Below are 20,382 nucleotides of genomic sequence, written 5' to 3' on the forward strand. Positions count from 1 at the left end.
TGAAGCCGATCAACGCCCGAACGCGCGCGAGTTTGCCTGGGCGCGCGCAACCGGAGTGCAGAACTCCGGCCGCGCGGCCCGCTTTACTGCGGTCACTGCAAATGCGTTACTGCGGCTTTGCTGCGTCTTTACTGCGCGCTATAGCTGCGGCCGTGCGCCTGCACCTTCCAGATGCGGAAATTCGGCACGGCGGGATGATCGAAATCCATCGCGTTGTCGACCCACAGATTCAGATGGCCCGCGACCACGTAGAGATTGCCGTCCGGACCCCAACTCATCGTGTCGGGCCAGACCATCTCGGGATGAATCACATAGGTCGAAATCTTGCCGGTCTTCGCATCGCGATACATGATGCCGTTCATTTCGAGCGCGGTCATATAGAGGTTGCCCGCGCGGTCGGCGATCATGCCGTCGGTGTTCGACGGCAGCGTGGCCACGCGTTTGACCGAGGTCCGCAGCGCCGACTCGCTGGTGCTGAAATCACGCAACAGCGCGGTGTCGAGCGAATACAGCGTGTGGCCGGACAGATTGGTCCAGTAGAGCGTTTTCTTGTCGCCGGACAGCGCGATGCCGTCCGCGCCCGTGCGCATCGGCGTCTTGCTCAGCACGTTCTGGTTGTCGATGCGGAACTGGAAGCCCGCTTCGTCCGTCGTGAAGACGGTCTGATCGAGCACGCGGCGCGCGCGATTGTGCTTGCGGTCGTAGACGATCAGGCCGCCGTGCAGGTGATCGCAGAAGATGCCCGAGTCGGTGATATAGGCGAAGTCGCGGTCGTTATCGACCACGACGTCGTTGAGGAACGAGCATTTCTTGTCGGAATCGGCGTCGCTAAAGTCGTAGCTCTGCAATTCGCGATTGGTCTTGAGGTCCCAGAGCACGAGTTTTTCCGCGCCCGGCGCCGAAGGCTGACCGGCAATATGGCCCTGGTCGAGAATCCACATCACGTCGTTGCGATCGATCTCGAAGCCCAGCACCGATTGCAGCGCCTGCGGGTCGCCGACCTTGTTCATCGCGAGGCTCGGGAACGGCTGCAGTTCCCACTGGCCGTCCTTCTTCACGAGCTTCGAGAGCGTGGCCGGCACTTCGGGGCCGCCCCAGCGCGCCGTGCTCACATACATATTGCCCTTCGAGTCGAGCTTGACGCCTTGCAGCAGCACCTTCTTGTAGGTCTGATTCGCGTCGTAGGCCTGCTCGGCTTTCGGGTCGCCGAGGTCGTAGGGCAAGCGGTTCCACTGCGCCACGACTTCGAGCTTCGGCACGGCGGGTTCCGCCTGTGCGCCCTGCCCGTCCGACGCGGCCTGCACGCCCGCCGCCGTCATCAGCGCCGCGCCGGCCAGCAGCGCGCTCATCCAGCGTCGGCTCGTCAACAGCCTCGCCGCTTTGTTGTTGATCTCCTGCATGAAGCATCTCCTCCGGTCTGTCTTTCTCGTTTGACTTCTTCGTTTGCTTTCTTCGGTCGCCGTGCGCGCCGCCTGCCGAACCCGGCCGGTTCGCGCTCCGGACAACTGATATCTTAGATTGCAGATCTCAATACGACAAGGGGGCGTGCTATATTTCGGATCATTGCGATGCGACGCCGGGTTTCGGCGGAACGCGACGCCCACGTCCCCGTCACGGCATCGGCGAGCAGCCTCCAGGCTGTCGCGCGCCGGTCCATACGCCCACTGGCTGACCATGAGTATCGAAAAACTGGGGGTGCGCCCGAAGTCCCTCACGGCTATTGCGAAAGAAAGCATCCGTCGCGCGATCGTCGACGGCCATCTGGCGTTCGGCAGCCAGCTGTCCGAGAACGTGCTTGCCGGGCAGCTCGGCGTGAGCAAGACGCCCGTGCGCGAGGCGCTGGTGCAACTGAAGCTCGAAGGGCTCGTGGAAGTGCAGCCGCAATCCGGCACCTACGTGTTCCAGCCGACCGTGGAGCAGGTGCGCGAGATTTGCCGCTTTCGCGAGATCGTCGAATCGTCGGCGCTGGAACTGGCAATGAAGGCCGATAGCGCCGCGCTCGCCGACGCGCTGGCGCAAGCGCTCGCGCCCGCGGGCGGCACGCAGGACGGACGCGCGCGCGATCACGACGCCGCGTTTCATGGCGCGATCGTCGCTGCATGCGGGAACGGTTATGTGCAGCAGGCGTATCAGCTCGTCGCCGACAAGATTCACGCGTTGCGCGCGCGCCTCTCGGTGGCCGACGAGACCGTCGATTCCTGCCAGGACACCCATGCGCACATCATGGAACTCGTGCGCGAGGGCAATGTGAAGAAGGCGTGCACGGAGTTGCGCACGCATATTCGCAGCACCGAGCATTCGTATATCCGCGCCAGTCTGGGCCAGACGCCCGCACCCGCGGACGCGCCGCAAGCGGCCCTGCACCACGCGATCGCGGGCCGTTAATCAGCGTTTATCAATCCGAGTGATTGACCGCTAGTCATGCCGCATCACGCATCTTCAGCGCTGCATCGCGGCGTGTCCAATCCGGATTGCTGATCAGCCCTATCACGCGCCCTGATAACAGAAAAAGATGCCGGCGCACGCGTCCTGATCGCGTGACGGCCGGCAAAGGGCACACTTCACATCACAACACAGCACACCGCTGCAAGCCTCAGCCTCCCCCGAGGCTCGGCGACAGCGCACGAAAGATGTGGATGAACGCCGGGCCCATCAGCACGGCGAGCAGCGTGGGGAAGATGCAGAACATCAGCGGAAACAGCAGCTTCAGCGCGATCTTCGCGGCCGATTCCTCGGCGCGCATGCGCCGCCGCGTGCGCAGCGTATCGGACAGCACGCGCAGCGAGGTGCCGATGCTGGTGCCGAAGCGCTCGGCCTGAATCAGCATGGTCGCGAAGCCGTCGATGTCCTCCACGCCGGTGCGCATCGCGAAGTTGCGCAGCGCCTGCTCCTTCGAAAAGCCGGAGCGCATTTCGAGCAGCATCAGGTCGAGTTCGGTGGCGACGACGGGGCTGCGCGGCCGGATTTCCTCGGCCACTTTCATCATCGCCGCGTCGAGGCCAAGACCGGCTTCCACGCACACCGTCATCAGATCGATCGCATCCGGAAAGTCTTCGAAAATCTGCCGGCGACGCCGCGCGATGCAGCGCCTGAGCACGAATCCCGGCAGGTAATAACCGAGTCCCGCGAGCGCTACGAGCGAGAGCGGCAGCACCGCCGTGTTCGGGCGCAACGTCGTGCCGACGAGCGAGAGCGAAGCCGCCAGCGGCAGCGCGAGCGCGAGCGCCGTGCGCGCGCCGAGGAACACCGCGACCGCGCCCGGCGAGCGCCAGCCGGCGTTCATCAGGCGCACGCGCAGCGCCGAGACGTCGCCGTTTTCGTCGGGCGCGGAAAGCTTCGAGAGCGGCGCGGACATCTGCGCGAAGCGCTCGACCCACACCGGCTTGTCGCGTTGCTCGCCCGCGTCGGCGGCATTGCCCGCGAAGCGTGCGCCCGCCGCCTGCTCCGCGCGCCGCTGCAACGTGCGCGGCATGAAGACGAACAGCGCGCTCAGCGTGAGCGCGAACACGCCGCCGAACAGCCCGATCAACACGAGCCATTGTTTGAGTTCGAGCGATTGCATGGTGATCCCCCGTCTTGATCGGTGATTGATATGGGCGATTGCTGGTGATGTGCGATCCGGCCTGCGCCCCGCGCTCACACGCGAATACGCACGATGCGGCGAATCCAGACGGCCCCGCAGATCATCGAGATCACGATGCCGTCGAGCAGCCGGACACCCACCGGGTCGTTCCAGAACACATCGAGAAACGTCGGATTGACAATGCTGATGAGCACCGCCGAGCCGATCGGCAGCATCCCGAGCACCCACGCCGAAAGCCGCCCTTCGGCCGACAGCACGCGCACCTTGTCGAACAGCTTGAAGCGCTCGCGGATCAGCCACGCGATGCTGTCGAACAGTTCGGCGAGATTGCCGCCGGTCTCGCGCTGGATCAGCACCGCGATCACGAGGTAGCGCAGATCGCGCACCGGCATGCGCGTCGCGAGACCGGCCAGCGCGTCGTTGAGCGAGACGCCGTAATTGATCTCGTCGAAGGTGATGCGGAATTCGCCGCCCGCCGGTTCGGCGAACTCGGTGCCTGCCATGTCGATCGCGCTGGAGAACGCATGGCCCGCGCGCAGCGCGCGCGCCAGCATGTCGCAGATATCGGGCAACTGACGCTCGAAGTGACGCAGGCGGCGGGCGCGATGGCGGCGCACGTAGAGCAGCGGCAGCAGTGCGCCCGCCAGCGCCGCGCCGAACGCGCCCGCGAGCGGCACACGCGCGAGCGACGCGCCCAGCATCGCGATCAGCGCGAAGGCGGCGCAGGTCGCGCCGAGGCGCCCGAGCGACCACGGCAGGCCCGACTGCATGAGCCACGCGTCGAGCGAGCGCAGGAACGGCAGCGCGCGTGCGAGCGGCGTGGCCGCGCCGAGGCGGCGCGCCTTGAGGATCGACAGCGCTTCGCGGCGCGACGTGCTGCCCGCCGTCAACGCTTCGAGGCGCGCGGCGAGCCGTTTCGCGGCTGCGCCGTGGCGGCCGTTCCACCAGACCCAGGCGCTCTGGCAACTCATGACCACCGCGACGAACAGCAACACGGCGGCGGTGAGGAACGTAGTGTTCATAGCGTTCTCCTCGCGCTCAGGCCACGTCGAAACGGCGGCCCGGATCGAACACCGCATCCGGCAGATTCACGCCGAACGCCGCCAGCCGGTCGCTAAAGCGCGGCCGCACGCCGGTCGCGCAGAAGTGGCCCTGCACGTTGCCCGCCCCGTCGACGCCGGTACGCTTGAACGTGAAGATTTCCTGCATGTTGACGACGTCGCCTTCCATGCCGGTGATCTCCGAAATGCTCATGAGGCGGCGACGCCCGTCGGTCAGGCGCGCGACCTGCACGACCACCGAAATCGCCGAGGCGATCTGCTGGCGCATCGTGCGCGGCGGCAATGCGAGCCCGCCGAGATTGATCATATTTTCGAGCCGCGTAAGCGCGTCGCGCGGCGTGTTCGCGTGGATCGTCGCGAGCGAGCCTTCGTGACCGGTGTTCATCGCGTTGAGCATGTCGAGCGCTTCCGCGCCGCGCACTTCGCCGAGGATGATGCGGTCGGGCCGCATGCGCAGCGCGTTGCGCACGAGCGAGCGTTGCGTGATCTCGCCGCGTCCTTCGATATTGGGCGGACGCGTTTCGAGCCGCAGCACGTGGGTCTGGTGCAGTTGCAGTTCGGCGGCGTCCTCGATCGTGACGATGCGCTCGTCGTCGGGAATGAAGGCCGAGAGCACGTTGAGCAGCGTGGTCTTGCCACTGCCCGTTCCGCCCGAGACGAGCATGTTGATCTTCGCGCGCGCGAGCCCGTTGAGCACGTCGGCCATCGGCGGCGTCAGCGTTTGCAGCGCGACCAGGTCCTCGATCATGAGCGGCTTGACGGCGAAGCGGCGGATCGAAACGAGCGGCCCGTCGACCGCGAGCGGCGGAATGATCGCGTTCACGCGCGAGCCGTCCGGCAGGCGCGCATCGACCATCGGGCTCGATTCGTCGATCCGGCGGCCCACGCGCGAGACGATCTTCTCGATCACCTTCATCAGATGGGCATCGTCGTAGAACGTAACGTCGGTGAGTTCGAGGCGCCCCTTGCGCTCGACATAGGTCTGGCGCGCGGTGTTGACGAGAATGTCCGAGACGCCCGGATCGCGCAGCAGCACCTCGATCGGGCCGAAGCCGAACATCTCGTCGTAGACGTCGATGGCGAGCTGGCGGCGTTCGAGATCGCTGGCGGGCGCCTTCTGCTCTTCGAGCATGCGCGCGATCAGCGTGGCGATCTCCTGGCGGATCTGATCCTGCGGCAGGCGCGTGAGCCGTTCGAGCTCGACACGTTCGAGCACCGCCTGATGCATCTCGTACTTGAGCTTGCGATAGGCGTCCGACTTGATCGAGGCAGCCGCTGCGGCTGCGGCGACCGCCGCCGAGGCGGCCGATGCGGTGGCGACGCCCGCGCCGCTTTTCGCCGTCTCGGCGAGCGCCGGTTCGATGCGCTGGGAAAAAATCTGTTCACGAAGCGACATGACGGGTCTCCGTTAAAGGGTGCCGAGCTTCGGCGTGCCCTGGCGGCCGACGAAGCGGGCGAGCATCGACTCGCGCTTGACGCGTGCGCCGCCGTTCGCGCGCTGCGGCATGACGATGTCGGCGGCGAGCGTTTGCAGGCTGCGCGTGACGGTGCTGCTGCGCGCGGCTTCGGCAATCGGCACGCCGTGGTTGATGGCTTCGCTGACCGCGCGCGCGTCGTCGGCGATCGTCAGTTGCGGCTTGATGCCGAGCACGTCGGGCGCGGCCTCGCGCGCGGCGTCGTCGTAACGCGTGAGGCGGTTGAGCACGAGATGCAGGCTGTCCTGCGCATAGCCGAGTGCGTGCAGGATGTCGAGCAGACGCCGTCCCGCGCGCAGATGCGGCATGCTCGCCTGCAAGACAACATGAATCTCGCTGCTGCGATCGAGCGCCAGCATCGACACCGGATTGATGCTCGGCCCGAGATCGAGAATCACGAAGTCGTAGCGCGGCATGGCCACGCCGAGAATCCATTCCAGCCGTTCCGCGCGAATTTCGGCCGCCTTCACCGGATCGCCCGCGCCCGCGAGAATGTCGAAGCGCGGGCCGGCGTGCGTGACGCTCGCCTCGAAGAACGCGACGTCCATGCGATCGACCTGCGCGCTCAGTTGTTCGAGCGTCGACGGCGGCGTTTCGCCGGTGACGAGAAACGCGGCGTCGCCGTAAAGCTGGTTCAGGTCGATCAGCAACGCGCGCTGCTGATGCGCACTCGCGATCAGATGCGCGACATTGGCCGCGATGAAGCTCGCGCCCACGCCACCTTTGCACGAAACGAAGGAAATCACGCGCGTGGCATGCGCGCCGGCCGCGCTGCGCTGCTCGCCCGCGCGCTGCAGCGCGTCGCCGATGGCACGGCGCTCCGGCTCGCCCGTGAGCACGTCGCGAAAGCCGGCGCGCATGGCGGCGAGCAGCGCCTCGGGCGACGCTTCGGGAATCAGCAGGATGCAGGTGAGGCGCTCGTGGCGGCGCGTGAGGTCCGCCACGGCGGCGAGGTCGGCGTCGTGCAGCGTGCGCGCGTCGACAATCAACACGTCGAAGGCGTCGAGTGTATCGGCGCGGCCCGCAAGCTGACCGGGCCGCACCGCCGCGCGCGTCGTGCGGTACGCGCCGCACTCGCCGACCAGCCGCACGAGGCTGCTCAGGCGCGCTTCGTCCGTCGAGGTAATGAGTAAATCGATCATGATCGTGTGGCTCCGCTGAGGGCCGCGTTCAGGCGGCCCGTGGCTTCATCGCGCTGTCCGGCTCACGTGCCGCGTGGGGTCAGTGAGTCGTGCCGTTCGTCACGCCCATCGTGAAGGCGTTGTCGGACACGGGCGGCTTCTCGTACGACTCGGTGTAGCGCTTGATCGACGCCGCCGCGGCCTTGCCGTCGATGCCCGGCGACACGTCCACGTGCTGCGCCGCATCCGGATCGATGATCTGCGCGCGCATGGACGTGCGTACCGCTTCGCCGAAGTGCGCTTCCCAGATCGGCGAGCTGGTCATGCAACCGCCGAGCGCGGCGCCGGCCACGCTCATCGCCAGCAGGCGGCCAATGTGTGCGTAAAGTGTTTTCATGGCGTTCCCCTATCCCTGGATCACTGTGCGCCGGCGGCATGCGCCGCGTCGGCGGGTTCGTCGCTTCCCGTACCGGCCGCCGATGCCAGGCGCCGCGCGGACTGGCTGCTGTTCGCCGCGTCGGGCGTCGCCGCCGATGTTGCGGGCGTCGTGGGCGTCGCAGGCGCTCCCGGCACCGGACCGGGAGAACCCGGTAACTGAGCGGGCATCTGAGTGGGCATCTGGGCGGGCGTTTGCGGCGCAGGCAGCAGGTTGTCGTTGTGCGGCGCATTGGCGGGCGCAGCCGGTGCGGCAGGCGTCGCGAAGCGTCCCGTATTGCGTGCGGCGCGGCCTTCCATGTTGCCGGTGGCGTAGACATCGGCTTCGTTCGGCTGCGAGAAGCTGTCGGTCGGCATCGGCAATTGCGCGAGCGACTTCACGGGCTTCACCAGATGCGGCGTGATGATGAAGATGAGTTCCGATCGGTCCTGCTGGAACGAGGTGCTGCGCAGCAGCGCGCCGAGCACGGGAATCTCGCCGAGCCCCGGCATCGCCTTGAGCGAGCCCGTGATGTTGTTGCGGATCAGCCCGCCGATCGCGAACGACTCGCCATCGGACATCTGCACCGTGGTCGAGGCGCGCCGCGTGGTGATGAGCGGCAGGATCGTCGCGCCGCTCACGTTGGCCGCCGTCAGCGTCACGCCCGTGGGCGACAGCTCCGACACTTCCGGCGCGACCCGCAGGTTGATGTGGCCGTTGCTGAGAACCGTGGGCGTGAACTTGAGCCCCACGCCGAACTCCTGCTGCTGCAGCGTGATCGCCGTCGCGCCCGTGCCCGAGCTGCTCTGCGGCACCGGGATGAACACTTCGCCGCCCGCGAGGAAGGTGGCTTCCTGACCGCTGATGGTGACGAGATTCGGCTCGGCGAGAATCTTCACGAGCTGGTCGGTCTTCTGCGCGTCCATGGCGAGCTTGAATGGCCGGTTATTCGCCTTCGACACGCCGAACACGCTCGACGCGCCCGCGAGCAGATTGCTCACGAGCGCGCCCTGCCATGAGCCGAAGCCCCCCTGGATGTTGACGGCCGCGCCGAGTTCGTCGAGCAGCGTCTTGTCCACTTCGGCCACCTTCACCTCCAGCATCACCTGCTGCGGCGTATCGACGGAGAGCATGTTGAGCACGCCGCCGTTTTTCTGGGCGTTGTTGCCCGACTGGTTCACGCCGAACACCTTGGCGATCTCCACGGCCTGCGCCGCCGCCTGCGCGCTCGACACATGGCCCGCGAGCACGAGATTGTCGGCGGCCGTCGACACGCGGATATCGCGCTCCTCGGGCATCAACTGGGCGAGCGCGGCTTGCAGGCCGCCCGCGTCCGCGCTCACGATCACGTCGATCACCTGACACGCGCCGCTGCGTCCCTGCACGATCATGTTGGTCGTGCCCACCGCCTGGCCGACGAGATAAAGCGTCTGCGGCGAGACCATCGTTGCCTGCGCGATCTCCGGATTGCCGAGCGTGCGGTTGCGCACCGGTTCGTCGACCGGCACCAGCATCGACTTGCCGAGCGGCACGATCACATTGCGCTCCGCACGGATCGAGCCGACGCAGTTCGGTCCGCGCAGCGGCCCCGCGACGGCCTTCGGCGCACCGGCCGCCGGCGTGGGCGCCATGCTGATGGTCATCTGCATCGGACCCTTGCCCATCGGCGCGGGCGCGGTGAGTGCGCCCCTGGAAAGCGCCGCGCCTTCGGCCAGTTCCTGCGCCACGCCGGGCGTACCGGCGAGCAGTCCCGAGCAGACCATCAAGGCCGTGGCGGCGAGCGCCGGAGCGCGGTCTCGCCCTTGCGCGCTAGCCGCGCGTTTGCTGTGCTTGTTCATGGCTTAACACCCCGTATCGAATCTTGTGGTTCGCGGGCCGCCTTGCGGGACTCGCGTCTGTGCGCCTTGCGCAATCGCGCGGCGCTTTACCGCTCGTACTCAACAACGCGCGCTCAGAAACACTCCTGACTGCCGGTCACGCCCGAGAGCACGCCGATGCAATCGCGTTTCGCTTCCTGATGCGCGGCGTACTTCACGTGCACCACCTTCGGCGCGGCGGGCGCGGGCGCATTGACCGGCGCGGGCGTCTTTTCGTCGAGCAGCGTCTGCTTGGTCGCGCCACCCGTGCTGCCGGTATCGCGATCGACCTGATTGCGCAGCACCAGCGACAAGGTGCCGACGCTGCGCGCGAGATCGAGCTTTTCGGCCTGTTCGGGCGTCACTTCGAGCGTCACCGCGTTGACCACCTTGGGCGCGGTGTCGTCGCGATTCACCTGCTGCGCGACAGCCAGCACGAGAATCTTTTCGAGCACGATCTTCGAAATGCTTTCCTGGTTGTCGGCGCGCTTGACGGCGCCGTCGGTCTGCTGCGTATTCACGATCACGTCGACGAAATTGCCCGGCAGCGCGAAACCCGCCACGCCGACCACGTCGTTGACGCGCACCGTGATCGCACGGCGCCCTTCGCCGATCACCGCCGACAAACCGCCCTTGGTGCCGACCGGCGCGAGCTTCGCCTCCAGCACGGGTTCGCCGTGCGTGAGACCGACGCGCACCACGCGGCCGTCGAGCGACCTGGGCGTGGCGAACGCGCCGGGCGGCACGCTGTCACGCGGCCAGTTGACGGTGCGCACCATCGCTTCGTTGAGTGGCTCGCCGAGATTGATGTCGTTGGCCGCGACCGCGACGGGCACGGTCGCGCCCGACGATGTCTGCACGAGCCAGCGCGACGCGAACACCACGGCGGCGAGGCCGGCCAGCATGGCGATCGCCAGCATGGCAAGAGCACGGCTGTTTTTCATGGTTGACTCCTCGTCAAAAACGCGTCGTCCGGCAGGGGGCCTCGCGCCGCTTGCATGCGGTCCGTCCACGCTGGCCGGACACACTCGAAAAAACGATGTCTGGAACCCGCTCGATGAAAGCCGGTTATGGGATGGAATGGCTGAGCACGATGAGCGTGCCGGCGGCAATCGCACCCGCGTAGGGAATCGTGCCCACCGAACCGCCCGGCAGATGCTCCAGCGAGCCGCGCCCGCGCGTGCCGTGCAGCATGGAGCCCAGCAGCCAGGCGACGTTCGCGCACAGCGCGCGCACGCGCCGTCGGGCAATCACCAGGGCGAGCGCCCAGCCGCCGCCGATCAGCCCCGCGAACAGCGCGACATCGAGCGTGGCGTCGGCGCCCAGCCAGCCGCCTACGAGCATGAGGAGCTTGACGTCGCCTGCCGCCATGCCGCCGAGCAGATACACCGGAAAGAGCAGCGCGAAGCCCGTGAGCACGCCTGCGAGCCAGTGAAGGCCGCCGCTCTGCGCGCCGTCGAGCCAGAGCTGCGCCGCCAGCGAGGCGACAAGGCCCGCCGCGATGAGCCGATTCGGCACGCGCCGCGCCGTGAGGTCCGTGCTCGCCGCCAGGATGACCGACAAGGTCACGCCGAGCGGAATCGGCTGCACCGAAAAATGCGAGATGATCATGATGTACCCCGTTTCGATTGTTTTTGTTCGAGCGCTTTTGCGCCTTTCTTTGCGCCGTTTTTCGATCTGTTCTGCCCGCGATCGCGGCGCCTGGTCTGTGCACGTGAAGCCGTTTCCGGTTCCGTATCGTCCGGCTGATCTTGCGCCGGAATTTGATTCGTTATCCGAATCAGGGTGGGCGTTCGTGGCGCCCACCCGCATCACTTTCCCGTTACTTCGGCAGCGCGTTCGAGATCTTGGTGAACGCGGTGTTGATCTGCGTGCCGAGCGTCGTGACGATCGTCACGATCACCGCTGCGATCAGTGCGACGATCATGCCGTACTCGACGGCCGTCGCGCCGCGTTCGTCCTTGATGAAACCGTTTGCCGTAGCGATAAGCTTTTTCATGATGAACCCCGTTAATGTGGACATTGATTCGTTATCCGAAACCCGTTGGACGTTCGTGACGCCCACCGGTATCACGCCCGCGTTACTTCGGCAGCGCGTTCGAGATCTTGGTGAACGCAGTGTTGATCTGCGTGCCGAGCGTCGTGACGATCGTCACGATCACCGCCGCGATCAGCGCGACGATCATGCCGTACTCGACGGCCGTCGCACCGCGTTCGTCTTTGATGAAACCGTTTGCCGTGGCGATAAGCTTTTTCATGATGTACCCCGTAAAAGTGAACTTTGATTCGGTATCCGAAACCCGGTGAACGCTCGCGGCGCTCACCCGTGTTGCTTCCCGTTACTTCGGCAGCGCGTTCGAGATCGCGGTGAACGCGTTGTTGATCTGCGTGCCGAGCGTCGTGACCACCGTCACGATCACGGCCGCAATCAGCGCGACGATCATGCCGTACTCGACAGCCGTCGCTCCGCGTTCATCCTTGATAAAACCCTTTGCCGTAGCACTAAGCGTTTGCATGATTAACTCCATTGAGTTTGGTTGATACCCCCCGAATTGCCTGCGCGTTCCTGGCCGATTGCACTGTGTATTTGATTGCATCGTTCAGGCGATTCCGTTTTACGCGCCGCGCCATTCGTCTAATGTTCGATTTCGCACGTTAATCTCGATTTACGCGATTAAATCGGGTTTTCCATTAAAACCCAACTGCACTTTCGCACACTGAATTGATATTGATAGTGATTATCATCCGCAAACCGATGATGACGGATAAAAACATCGGGAATTCCCCGATTATTTACCCCAATCTGTTGCCGATAACCTGCCCTCGCCCTCAGGTCTCATGGCGCCGCACCCCAAGCCACACGAGCCTTCCGAGGCCACCAGGGCGTCTGACACAGTTGCACTGAATCGGATTTAATGGCGTGACCGTCATAGCATCGCTTATATAACGACACTCAATAGTATGATTATTTCAACATTTGATTATAAAAACATCGTACAAACCCGAACAAAAGCACACGCTCACGAATGACTTTTTCCAAAATGGCACGCCTTAAAAACTCACTTAAAATAAAACATCAAACCTTACAATTTAATTATATTCAATATATCAGCACCATCGGACGACTCTATAAAACCACCCCCTTAAAATCCGCGATTGGTTTGATGGCGCACGCAAGACGCTGGCATTTCGTAATAGATTGGCTCCGACTGACAGCCGTGCGCCCCCAGACCAGGCGGCGATGCCGGAAAACGGCAAGCCACAGCGCGTGCTTTCAGCCCAACAAGAAAGGAGACCTATCATGCACAAGCCCATGAGTGCAGCGGCGTTCAGCAAGGTTGCGGACCGGCGGGGGAACAGCGTGAACGGCGCGCGCAATCGAGCGCGGCCCGGAGAACGAATCAGTCGGGGACGACGGAGGCAGCGCGGATCGGCCATCGTCGAATTCGCGCTCGTCCTGCCGCTGTTGCTGACACTGCTATTCGGCATCGTCGAACTGGGCTTCGTGCTCTACGACAAGACCGTCATCACCAGTGCGAGCCGCGCAGCCGTGCGGCAAGGCGTGGCGTTCGGCGAGACTTCCACGGGCACGCCCTACTATATGTCCGCCACGTCGGTCGGGCAGATCGCCACCGGCGGCCTGTCGACCATGCTGATCAACTTCAGCTCCACGAATCAGCCCAGCGTCACGCTCACCAGTTGCACGGCGTCCAACAGCTGCACGACGGGCGCCGGATGCAGCGCCGGCAATTCGCTGACCGTGACCGTCAGCTACACGTTTCAGGGACTGCTGCTCGGCGCGGCGCTCAGCCCGTTTCCGGCCGCGTTCAACAACATCCTCACGCTGACCTCGTCGACGATGATGAGTTGCGAATAACGGCACGCGAGCCCGCTTTTCAGGAGTTCACAGCATGAACAAGATCTTTACGGGCCGCCGCGCACGCCGCCAACGCGGCGCGGTCGCCGTCCAGGTGGCGTTGCTTCTGATCACACTGCTCGGCAGCGCCGCGATGGCGATCGATATCGGACGCTGGGTCGTCGTGCGTCACCAGTTGCAGAACGCCGCCGATGCGGCCGCGCTCGCGGGCGTGCGCGCGTTGCCGGGTCAACTGGCCGCGAGCGCTGTGCCCGCGGTCTGGACAACGGCCTCGACAGCCGCGAGCGCGGCCGCCACGCAATATGCCTCGGCAAACACCGCCGACGGACAGGCCGCCGCCGCGAAAACCATCAGCGTCGGTTACTGGGACGTGGCCAACGTGCCATCGAGCGTCCCCGCTTCACTGCCGCAGACGATCACCTCGGCGACGGTCAAGCCCGCGGTGATCGTTACCGTGGGCCTCGCGGACGGCGCGAACCTGCCGCTCGTGCTCGGCGCACTGGTCGGCGTGCCATCGCTCTCCGCAAGCGCGACGGCGGTGGCGGTCGTATCCGCGCCGGGCGTGGCGCTGCCGGGCGCGCTTTTCCCGATCGCGCTGAACCAGTGCGTCTATCAGAATGCGGCGTACTGGAAAAACGGCCAGCCGATTAGCGGCGTCGAAATCGAAATCGGCAACGGTGCGCCGTCGAACTGCATCGGCGCCGCCGCGCAATGGACCGCGCTGACGCTCGACTCCAATTCGAGCGCCTATGGGCCGTGTTCGGGCATGAGTCCGAGCAGCGTGACGGCCGCCAAATGCCTGATGACCTCGGGCAACGGACCCGCGCTCTCGACCGGCGCGAAAATCTCGATCCAGCCCGGCGTGGAATCGTCGATCTACAACAACTTCCCGTTGACGCCGCCGCTGCTGGTGACGGTGCCCGTGGTGGGCGACAGCAGCATCATGAGCGGAAGCGGCAGCGGCGGCGACACGCCTGTCGTCGGTTTTGCCTCGCTTCAAATCGACTACGTGATTGGTGCGAATGGCAAGTCCACGCCCGCGTGCAACAACGCCGCCGCGTGCTCCGGGCCGCCCTGCAAGAAGTGCGTGATCGCGCATCTGATCGCGGCGCGCGCCGGCAGCACCACCGCGGGCGGCACGACCTCGTCATACTATGGCGCGCTCACGCCGCCGGTGCTCGCGGCGTTGCCGTCAAGCGCGTGGTACTGAAGCCATGTTTTAAAGCCGTGTTTTCAAGCGGTTTTTGAAACGGCCATGGGCGCGCCTGCGTTCATGGCCATCACTCACCGAACGGCGTTCGTCAAGTGCATGTGCAGGAAAAGTCCCTTGCCGCGCCACGCATGAATACCGTTCGCTGAGTGCGCCGGCCCGGCGGCGCGCCGCGATTCCTCGCTTTCTCCCTCGCCGCGCCATTCTTCCGAGAAGTGCAACGCACTTCTTCGCGTGGCGCAATTTCTCGCACCTGGCCGAACCACTATGCTGCGTCCGCTCGTTTGCGCGAGCCGATCGATACGTCGATCGATACGACGATTGCTACGTTCGCAACGTTCGGTTTTGGACCTCACACCGTACTCAAACAATGAAAAATGTCGTCATTTCAGGGGCGATTGGCACGCTGACCGCCATCGCGGGCGCCTCGTCGGCCCATGCACAAAGCTCGGTAACCTTGTACGGCATCGTCGATACGGCGCTGCGCTATCAAACCAATGCCGCCGCCGACGGCAAGGACCTGATGAGCATGGCCGTCGGTCCAGAAACCCATAGCCGCTGGGGCCTGCGCGGCAGCGAGGATCTGGGCGGCGGCGTGTCCGCCATCTTTCGCCTCGAGAATGGTTTCGAGTTGAATAGCGGCGAAATGCACGTCGCCAATACGCTATTCAGCCGTCAGGCCTACGTGGGCCTGTCGAGCGAACGCTACGGCACGGTCACCCTCGGCAATCAATATGCGCCGCTCTACGACACGATGGGCGACATATTCGACCCGCTCACCGTGGGTAATTACTGGCAGGACAGCTGGATGTGGAACGGCATCGGCCCGTATCTGACGATCAACAACAGCGTCAAATACAAGCTGAGCAGCAACGGGCTGACCATCGACGCGATTTACGGCTTCGGCAATCACGCCGGATCGGTAGGCCTCGGCAGCAGCTATGGCGTCGAATTGAGCTATGCGCGCGGCCCGGCGATGCTCGGTGCAGGCTTTCAGCAGACCTCAGTCAGCAGCGCGTCGGGCAGCACCATTAATGGCGCGAAGATCAATCTGCTGCACGTCAGCGGCGCGTATCAGATCACGCCTGCCGTGCGTCTGCTCGCCGGCTGGATCCGCGCTCAGGATCAGACCGGCACGACCGACACCAACATGCAGCAATCGGGCGCGCCCAAACTGCCCGGCAGCAGCCCGAATCGTATCGACAACACGTTCTATATCGGCGCGAACTGGCAAGCGACGCGGCCGTTGCTGATTACCGTGGCCGGGTATTACGGCCGCACGCGCAACGCCGAACTGCTCGACGGCAAGCTCGGCTCGGGCGTCAACTATTCGGCGACCGTGCTGGCGGAATATTCGCTGTCGAAGCATACGGAGATCTACGGCACGGCGGACTTCTCGCGCGGCACAGGCGCGTTCGCCGCCGATTATCCGGGCACGACCGACACGCTCACGGGCACCGTCGACAAGCTCGGGCGCAGCAACAACGTCGGCGCGGCGATTGGCATTCGCAAGATTTTCTGATCGATGCATAGACGCGCGGCGCGGATCCGTTTTCGAATCCGCGCCGCGCAGTGCTTGACCGAAGCGCTATTTCGACACCTGCGACTGGCCGCCGCCCTGTGCGGAAGGGTCGTCGTAATCGGGCAGCGCCTTGCGCTCGTCGAGCGCATTCGCGCGACTCTGCAAATAGCCGTCACGCACGAAACTGTATTTGTCGAGCGCCGCCATCTCCAGCAGATCGGTGGCGCCGAGCATATGCGAGCGCGTGCTCACCACGTTCACGCCGAAAAGCGGCGTACTCGCCACGAACGGCATGAACGTCGTCGGGTTGACCGCGCTCGACACCAGCAGACCGCCCGCATCGCGAACCGAACTCGGGCCGAACAGCGGCAACACCAGATACGGTCCGGACGGCACGCCGTAATGCCCGAGCGTGAGGCCAAAGTCCTGATGATGTTTGGGCAGACCGGCGGGCGTCGCCCAGTCGAGCAGGCCGCCGATACCGAAAGTCGAATTCATCGCGAAGCGCATCAGATCTTCGGTGGCGTCGGTGACTTTCAGCTGCATCAGGTCGTTGACGAAGTTGCCGACATCGCCAAGATTTGAAAAGAGATTGCCCACAGCCGTTTGCAGCGGCTCCGGCATTACGTGTGCGTAGGCGCTGGCAACGGGCTTCGCCACATCGCGGTCGAGGCCCTCGTTGAACGAGAACATCGCGCGATTCATCGGTTCGAGCGGATCGTCGGCTTCGCGGCGACCGGTCGTGGCGCACGCGCTCAATACCATCAGCGCGGCGAGACTCAAGGTCCGCGCGGCACGGCGCACGAGGGTGTTTGACTTCATAAACAGCTTGATAGGTGGAGACTCAGGCGGGTAAAACGCCCTTCCCTTTGTTGTTATCGGTACACAATATTGATGCGCAATATCGAGCGCAACAACCATGCGGATGCGTGCAACGCTAGCTGATACCGCCCGGCACGCCGTCCACCATGAACGCCAGCACGACTTCCTCGCAATTCACCGAACGCTGACCGCGCGTGCAAGGCCGATACACGATATCGCCGCGCCGCACGCGCAGGCCGCTCAGAACACACAGCGTCGAGCGCCGCGCCACGCCCCGGACCCACAGTTGCTCGGCGTAATGTCCGAGCGTGGCATCGCACCAGCAGATCAGAATCGAGCGATCGGAGACGCGATCGACAATCGTAAAGCTCGACGTATGCGGATTGCGCACGCCATGTCGGGCCGCCGCGCTCTTCTTCCACGCCTCCCAGCGCTGGTGCTGCCCGGAGAGAATGGCTCGCGCCAGTTCGTCGTCCGGCGACGAGATTCTTCCAAGCAGCGCAACAGTGCTTTCCCAAACGAGGTGGGTATTCGCGTCGTTCAAACTCATTCTCCGAAACGGGGAAAAAGCGAATCAGCTTCCGAAGTAGATATTGCAGAACGACACCGGACCGACGCATTCGTCTTTCTTGTCGCCTTGCTTGTGGTGTTCGACGCGGCCAAAACCATGATCGGACGACGCGTCCTGATTCACGGCGGCGTTTTCGGCAGCAGCGGACGGCTGCGCATGATTGCCCTGAGCATGGGCGGTAGCGGCGCACAACGAAACGGCAATCACGAGGCAATGCAGAACTTTCACGACTTTTCTCCTTACTGGCGGCGTCACAGTGCCGCAACAGTGCGAACTATAGTTCGGTGTTCTGCACCGATTAAGCCTGCCTGAAGCAAGGGTCCGTTCCATGCATTCCGCTGGCGAAACGCGTAAAACCAATGTTTTCGCCAGCGCACGATCGGCAATACAGCACTGCGCAAACCGAAAAAATAACAACGTGAAAGCCAGGGCTATTCGCAGATAACCCGTAAAGGTCCATTTCCACACCGCGACTATATGTAGCAGGGTCGAGGCCGTAACATCGCTTCCGGCTAGACAGACGACACAGCGTGCTCGTCATATCTATTGAGCGGTTCTCACCGAATTCAGCGTCTTTGCGCGTTCCATTGCGTGTTATCGCCGACCGCGAAGCATGGATTCGATGAGATCAGGCAATGCGACGCTTCAGCGACTCGATGCCGTTGAAGCAATTGTGGAAATCATCTTGCGCTTAGGCGCCGGCGAATGACCATCTTGGAAAATTCACAACGTGACGCGCTAACGCGACCGGAACAGTCCGCACACTCGCGCGGCAAATCCGGAAACGACTTCGACAAGGTCGACGTTCTCTTCATTGGCGGCGGCATCATGAGCGCGACGCTCGGCGTGCTGCTGCACGAACTCGAACCCGGCTGGTCGATGACCATGGTCGAACGGCTCGACGACGTGGCCGCCGAAAGTTCGAATGGCTGGAATAACGCAGGCACGGGCCACACGGCGCTGGCGGAACTGAACTATACGCCACGCACCGCGTCCGGTTCGATCGACATCGCCAAGGCCGTGCGTATCAACGAGGACTTTCAGGTCTCGCGGCAATTCTGGGCGTGGGGCGTGAGCCGCGGCATTCTCAAACAACCGCGTTCGTTCATCAATTCCACGCCCCATATGAGCTTCGTCTGGGGCGACGAGAACGTGCGTTTCCTGAAAGCGCGCCATGAAGCGCTGCAAACCAATGCGCTGTTCCAGAGCATGCAGTATTCGGAATCGCATCGCGAGATCGCGCAATGGGCGCCGCTCATGATGGAGGGCCGCGACCGGCGCCAGAAAGTGGCGGCTACGTGGTCGTCGATTGGCACCGATGTGAATTTCGGCGAAATCACCCATCAATTCGTGCGCTATCTGGAAAGCCAGTCGAATTTCAATCTGCTGCTTAATAGCGACGTCCGGCAGATCTCGCGCAACGACGACGGCAGTTGGCGCGTGACCGTGGGCAATCATCAATCGCATGCGCAAACGCGCCGTATCGACGCGCGTTTCGTGTTCGTGGGCGCAGGCGGCGGTTCGCTGCCGCTGCTCCAGGAAGCCGGCATTCCCGAAGCGAAGGAATATGGCGGCTTTCCGGTGGGCGGCTCGTTTCTCGTCACCGAAAACAGCGACATCACGAGCCGGCATTTCGCCAAGGCTTATGGCAAGGCGTCGGTCGGTTCGCCGCCGATGTCGGTGCCGCATCTGGACACGCGCATTCTCGACGGCAAAAAGGCACTCCTGTTCGGGCCGTTCGCCACCTTCTCCACCAAGTTTCTCAAGAACGGCTCGTATAGCGATCTGCTCGCGAGCACGCGCATGAACAATATCGTGCCGATGGTGCGCGTGGGCCTCTCCGAGTTTTCGCTGATCAAATATCTCGCCGGTCAACTGATGCTGTCCGATGCCGATCGCCTGAAGACGCTGCAGGAATATCTGCCGCGCGCGCAACAACAGGATTGGCGTCTCTGGCAAGCGGGCCAGCGCGTGCAAATCATCAAGCGCGACAAGGTCAAGGGCGGCGTGCTCAAACTCGGCACCGAAATCGTCTGTTCGAAGGACGGCAGTATGGCGGGTTTGCTCGGCGCTTCGCCGGGTGCTTCCACGGCCGCACCGATCATGCTGAATCTGCTCGACATGGCGTTCAAGGAGCGGCTGCGTTCGCCCGCATGGCAGGCGAAGATCCGCCAGATCATTCCGGGCTACGGCACGCAGCTCTCGGCGAATCCGCGCAAGGCGCTCGAATCGTTGAATGCGACCAGCGAGGCGCTGCAATTGAGCGCGCCGCCGATGTGGACGCCAAAGGGCCGCGAAGCCGCGCATGCCGCAAACACGGCCAGCGCCGCCGCTTCTCAACGCTCGCTGGCTTGATAGCCGCGTGCCCGTTTCACCGCGAAGTCCGAACTCCATGAGCGAATTGCAGAGGGAATTGCAGATGAATAGCGCGCAGCCTGCCGCTTACGTCATCCAGGGCGTGACCCACAAAGGCAAGACTTTCCGGCCGAGCGACTGGTCGGAACGCCTCGCCGGTGCAATGTCGAGTTTCGGTCCGCCCGCGCGCGGCGTGAGAAAGGAAGACACGCACCTGCGTTACTCGCCCTACGTGTGCCCGATGATTATCGGCAACCTGAAATGCGTGGTGCTCGACGCCCGGTTGCGCGACGTCGCGCCCTACGCGTTTGATTTCGTGCTGCGGTTCGCGAAAGACAACGATCTCGTGGTGGAGAGACAGGGCTAGCAACATTCCATCGAGGATTCCCCACAATCCCGCCGTTTTCAACATAGAAGTCGATTTTCAAGCTGCGAGAGGTCTAGCATGGCAGAAGCCGCAAAAAAACCGAGGCCGGAATACCGGAACATCGGGATTGGGCAGATATTGTTCGCA

21 protein-coding genes and 1 pseudogene are annotated in these 20,382 nt (G+C 63.9%); 7 read left to right on the forward strand and 15 right to left on the reverse strand.

Features of this window, described 5'->3' with window-relative positions; translation table 11 throughout:
* Nucleotides 1-128: 128 nt before the first annotated feature.
* Nucleotides 129-1,400 carry a major royal jelly family protein gene (locus SB764_RS23830; RefSeq protein ID WP_244145650.1) on the reverse strand — a complete coding sequence of 424 codons (1,272 nt, stop codon included), beginning with the start codon at nt 1,398-1,400 and terminating at the stop codon, nt 129-131.
* Between the two features lie 274 nt (nt 1,401-1,674).
* On the opposite strand from SB764_RS23830, the gene SB764_RS23835 reads away from it, so the two are divergent.
* Nucleotides 1,675-2,385 (forward strand): GntR family transcriptional regulator, encoded by a 711-nt coding sequence (locus SB764_RS23835; RefSeq protein WP_410865123.1) that lies wholly within the window; start codon nt 1,675-1,677, stop codon nt 2,383-2,385.
* 208 nt (nt 2,386-2,593) lie between these two features.
* Here the strand turns inward: SB764_RS23835 and SB764_RS23840 are convergent, their stop codons facing one another.
* The 11 genes from SB764_RS23840 to SB764_RS23890 form a co-directional block, all read right to left on the reverse strand.
* Nucleotides 2,594-3,562, reverse strand: coding sequence for a type II secretion system F family protein (locus SB764_RS23840; RefSeq protein WP_065058573.1), 969 nt, complete (start codon nt 3,560-3,562; stop codon nt 2,594-2,596).
* A gap of 74 nt (nt 3,563-3,636) precedes the next feature.
* Complete coding sequence (locus tag SB764_RS23845; protein WP_183039771.1) at nt 3,637-4,605, reverse strand: type II secretion system F family protein; 969 nt, start codon at nt 4,603-4,605, stop codon at nt 3,637-3,639.
* Nucleotides 4,606-4,621: 16 nt separating this feature from the next.
* Nucleotides 4,622-6,040: a CpaF family protein gene (locus tag SB764_RS23850; protein WP_410865126.1), complete on the reverse strand. Its 1,419-nt coding sequence runs from the start codon at nt 6,038-6,040 to the stop codon at nt 4,622-4,624.
* 12 nt (nt 6,041-6,052) lie between these two features.
* A complete protein-coding gene (locus SB764_RS23855) occupies nt 6,053-7,261 on the reverse strand; it encodes a CpaE family protein (RefSeq protein WP_176080089.1) in 1,209 nt (402 codons plus the stop codon).
* A 79-nt stretch (nt 7,262-7,340) separates the two neighbouring features.
* Complete coding sequence (locus SB764_RS23860; RefSeq protein WP_065058579.1) at nt 7,341-7,637, reverse strand: hypothetical protein; 297 nt, start codon at nt 7,635-7,637, stop codon at nt 7,341-7,343.
* A gap of 20 nt (nt 7,638-7,657) precedes the next feature.
* On the reverse strand, nt 7,658-9,493 hold the full coding sequence (locus SB764_RS23865; protein ID WP_410865128.1) for a type II and III secretion system protein family protein: 1,836 nt from the start codon (nt 9,491-9,493) through the stop codon (nt 7,658-7,660).
* Between the two features lie 113 nt (nt 9,494-9,606).
* On the reverse strand, nt 9,607-10,455 hold the full coding sequence (cpaB, locus tag SB764_RS23870; protein WP_065058582.1) for a Flp pilus assembly protein CpaB: 849 nt from the start codon (nt 10,453-10,455) through the stop codon (nt 9,607-9,609).
* 124 nt (nt 10,456-10,579) lie between these two features.
* Complete coding sequence (locus tag SB764_RS23875; protein ID WP_408583063.1) at nt 10,580-11,119, reverse strand: prepilin peptidase; 540 nt, start codon at nt 11,117-11,119, stop codon at nt 10,580-10,582.
* Nucleotides 11,120-11,333: 214 nt separating this feature from the next.
* The gene (locus SB764_RS23880; RefSeq protein WP_074983745.1) at nt 11,334-11,510 is read right to left on the reverse strand and encodes a Flp family type IVb pilin; all 177 of its coding nucleotides are present in this window, start codon (nt 11,508-11,510) and stop codon (nt 11,334-11,336) included.
* Between the two features lie 82 nt (nt 11,511-11,592).
* Nucleotides 11,593-11,769, reverse strand: a complete 177-nt coding sequence (locus SB764_RS23885) for a Flp family type IVb pilin (protein WP_074983745.1) — start codon at nt 11,767-11,769, stop codon at nt 11,593-11,595.
* Between the two features lie 81 nt (nt 11,770-11,850).
* Nucleotides 11,851-12,027 carry a Flp family type IVb pilin gene (locus SB764_RS23890; RefSeq protein ID WP_074983747.1) on the reverse strand — a complete coding sequence of 59 codons (177 nt, stop codon included), beginning with the start codon at nt 12,025-12,027 and terminating at the stop codon, nt 11,851-11,853.
* 785 nt (nt 12,028-12,812) lie between these two features.
* Here SB764_RS23890 and SB764_RS23895 point away from each other — a divergent pair.
* From SB764_RS23895 to SB764_RS23905, 3 genes are all read left to right on the forward strand, one after another.
* A complete protein-coding gene (locus SB764_RS23895) occupies nt 12,813-13,388 on the forward strand; it encodes a TadE family protein (protein ID WP_343665638.1) in 576 nt (191 codons plus the stop codon).
* A 34-nt stretch (nt 13,389-13,422) separates the two neighbouring features.
* The gene (locus SB764_RS23900; RefSeq protein ID WP_176080091.1) at nt 13,423-14,598 is read left to right on the forward strand and encodes a pilus assembly protein TadG-related protein; all 1,176 of its coding nucleotides are present in this window, start codon (nt 13,423-13,425) and stop codon (nt 14,596-14,598) included.
* A 370-nt stretch (nt 14,599-14,968) separates the two neighbouring features.
* Complete coding sequence (locus SB764_RS23905) at nt 14,969-16,120, forward strand: porin (protein ID WP_065058586.1); 1,152 nt, start codon at nt 14,969-14,971, stop codon at nt 16,118-16,120.
* Between the two features lie 66 nt (nt 16,121-16,186).
* Here SB764_RS23905 and SB764_RS23910 read toward each other — a convergent pair whose 3' ends face one another.
* The 3 genes from SB764_RS23910 to SB764_RS23920 form a co-directional block, all read right to left on the reverse strand.
* Complete coding sequence (locus SB764_RS23910; protein ID WP_110327351.1) at nt 16,187-16,942, reverse strand: VacJ family lipoprotein; 756 nt, start codon at nt 16,940-16,942, stop codon at nt 16,187-16,189.
* 115 nt (nt 16,943-17,057) lie between these two features.
* Nucleotides 17,058-17,492 carry a DUF3331 domain-containing protein gene (locus tag SB764_RS23915; RefSeq protein WP_065058588.1) on the reverse strand — a complete coding sequence of 145 codons (435 nt, stop codon included), beginning with the start codon at nt 17,490-17,492 and terminating at the stop codon, nt 17,058-17,060.
* 24 nt (nt 17,493-17,516) lie between these two features.
* A complete protein-coding gene (locus SB764_RS23920; RefSeq protein ID WP_074983753.1) occupies nt 17,517-17,741 on the reverse strand; it encodes a hypothetical protein in 225 nt (74 codons plus the stop codon).
* A gap of 477 nt (nt 17,742-18,218) precedes the next feature.
* On the opposite strand from SB764_RS23920, the gene mqo reads away from it, so the two are divergent.
* From mqo to SB764_RS23935, 3 genes and pseudogenes are all read left to right on the forward strand, one after another.
* On the forward strand, nt 18,219-19,868 hold the full coding sequence (gene mqo, locus SB764_RS23925) for a malate dehydrogenase (quinone) (RefSeq protein WP_080180493.1): 1,650 nt from the start codon (nt 18,219-18,221) through the stop codon (nt 19,866-19,868).
* A gap of 64 nt (nt 19,869-19,932) precedes the next feature.
* Entirely contained in the window at nt 19,933-20,235 is a 303-nt protein-coding gene (locus tag SB764_RS23930) for a DUF3579 domain-containing protein (protein WP_065058617.1), read from the forward strand.
* 78 nt (nt 20,236-20,313) lie between these two features.
* Nucleotides 20,314-20,382 (forward strand): annotated as a pseudogene (locus tag SB764_RS23935) (succinate dehydrogenase, cytochrome b556 subunit); the annotation flags it as partial.

Source organism: Paraburkholderia sp. SIMBA_027 (assembly GCF_046535315.1).
GTDB lineage: Bacteria > Pseudomonadota > Gammaproteobacteria > Burkholderiales > Burkholderiaceae > Paraburkholderia > Paraburkholderia tropica.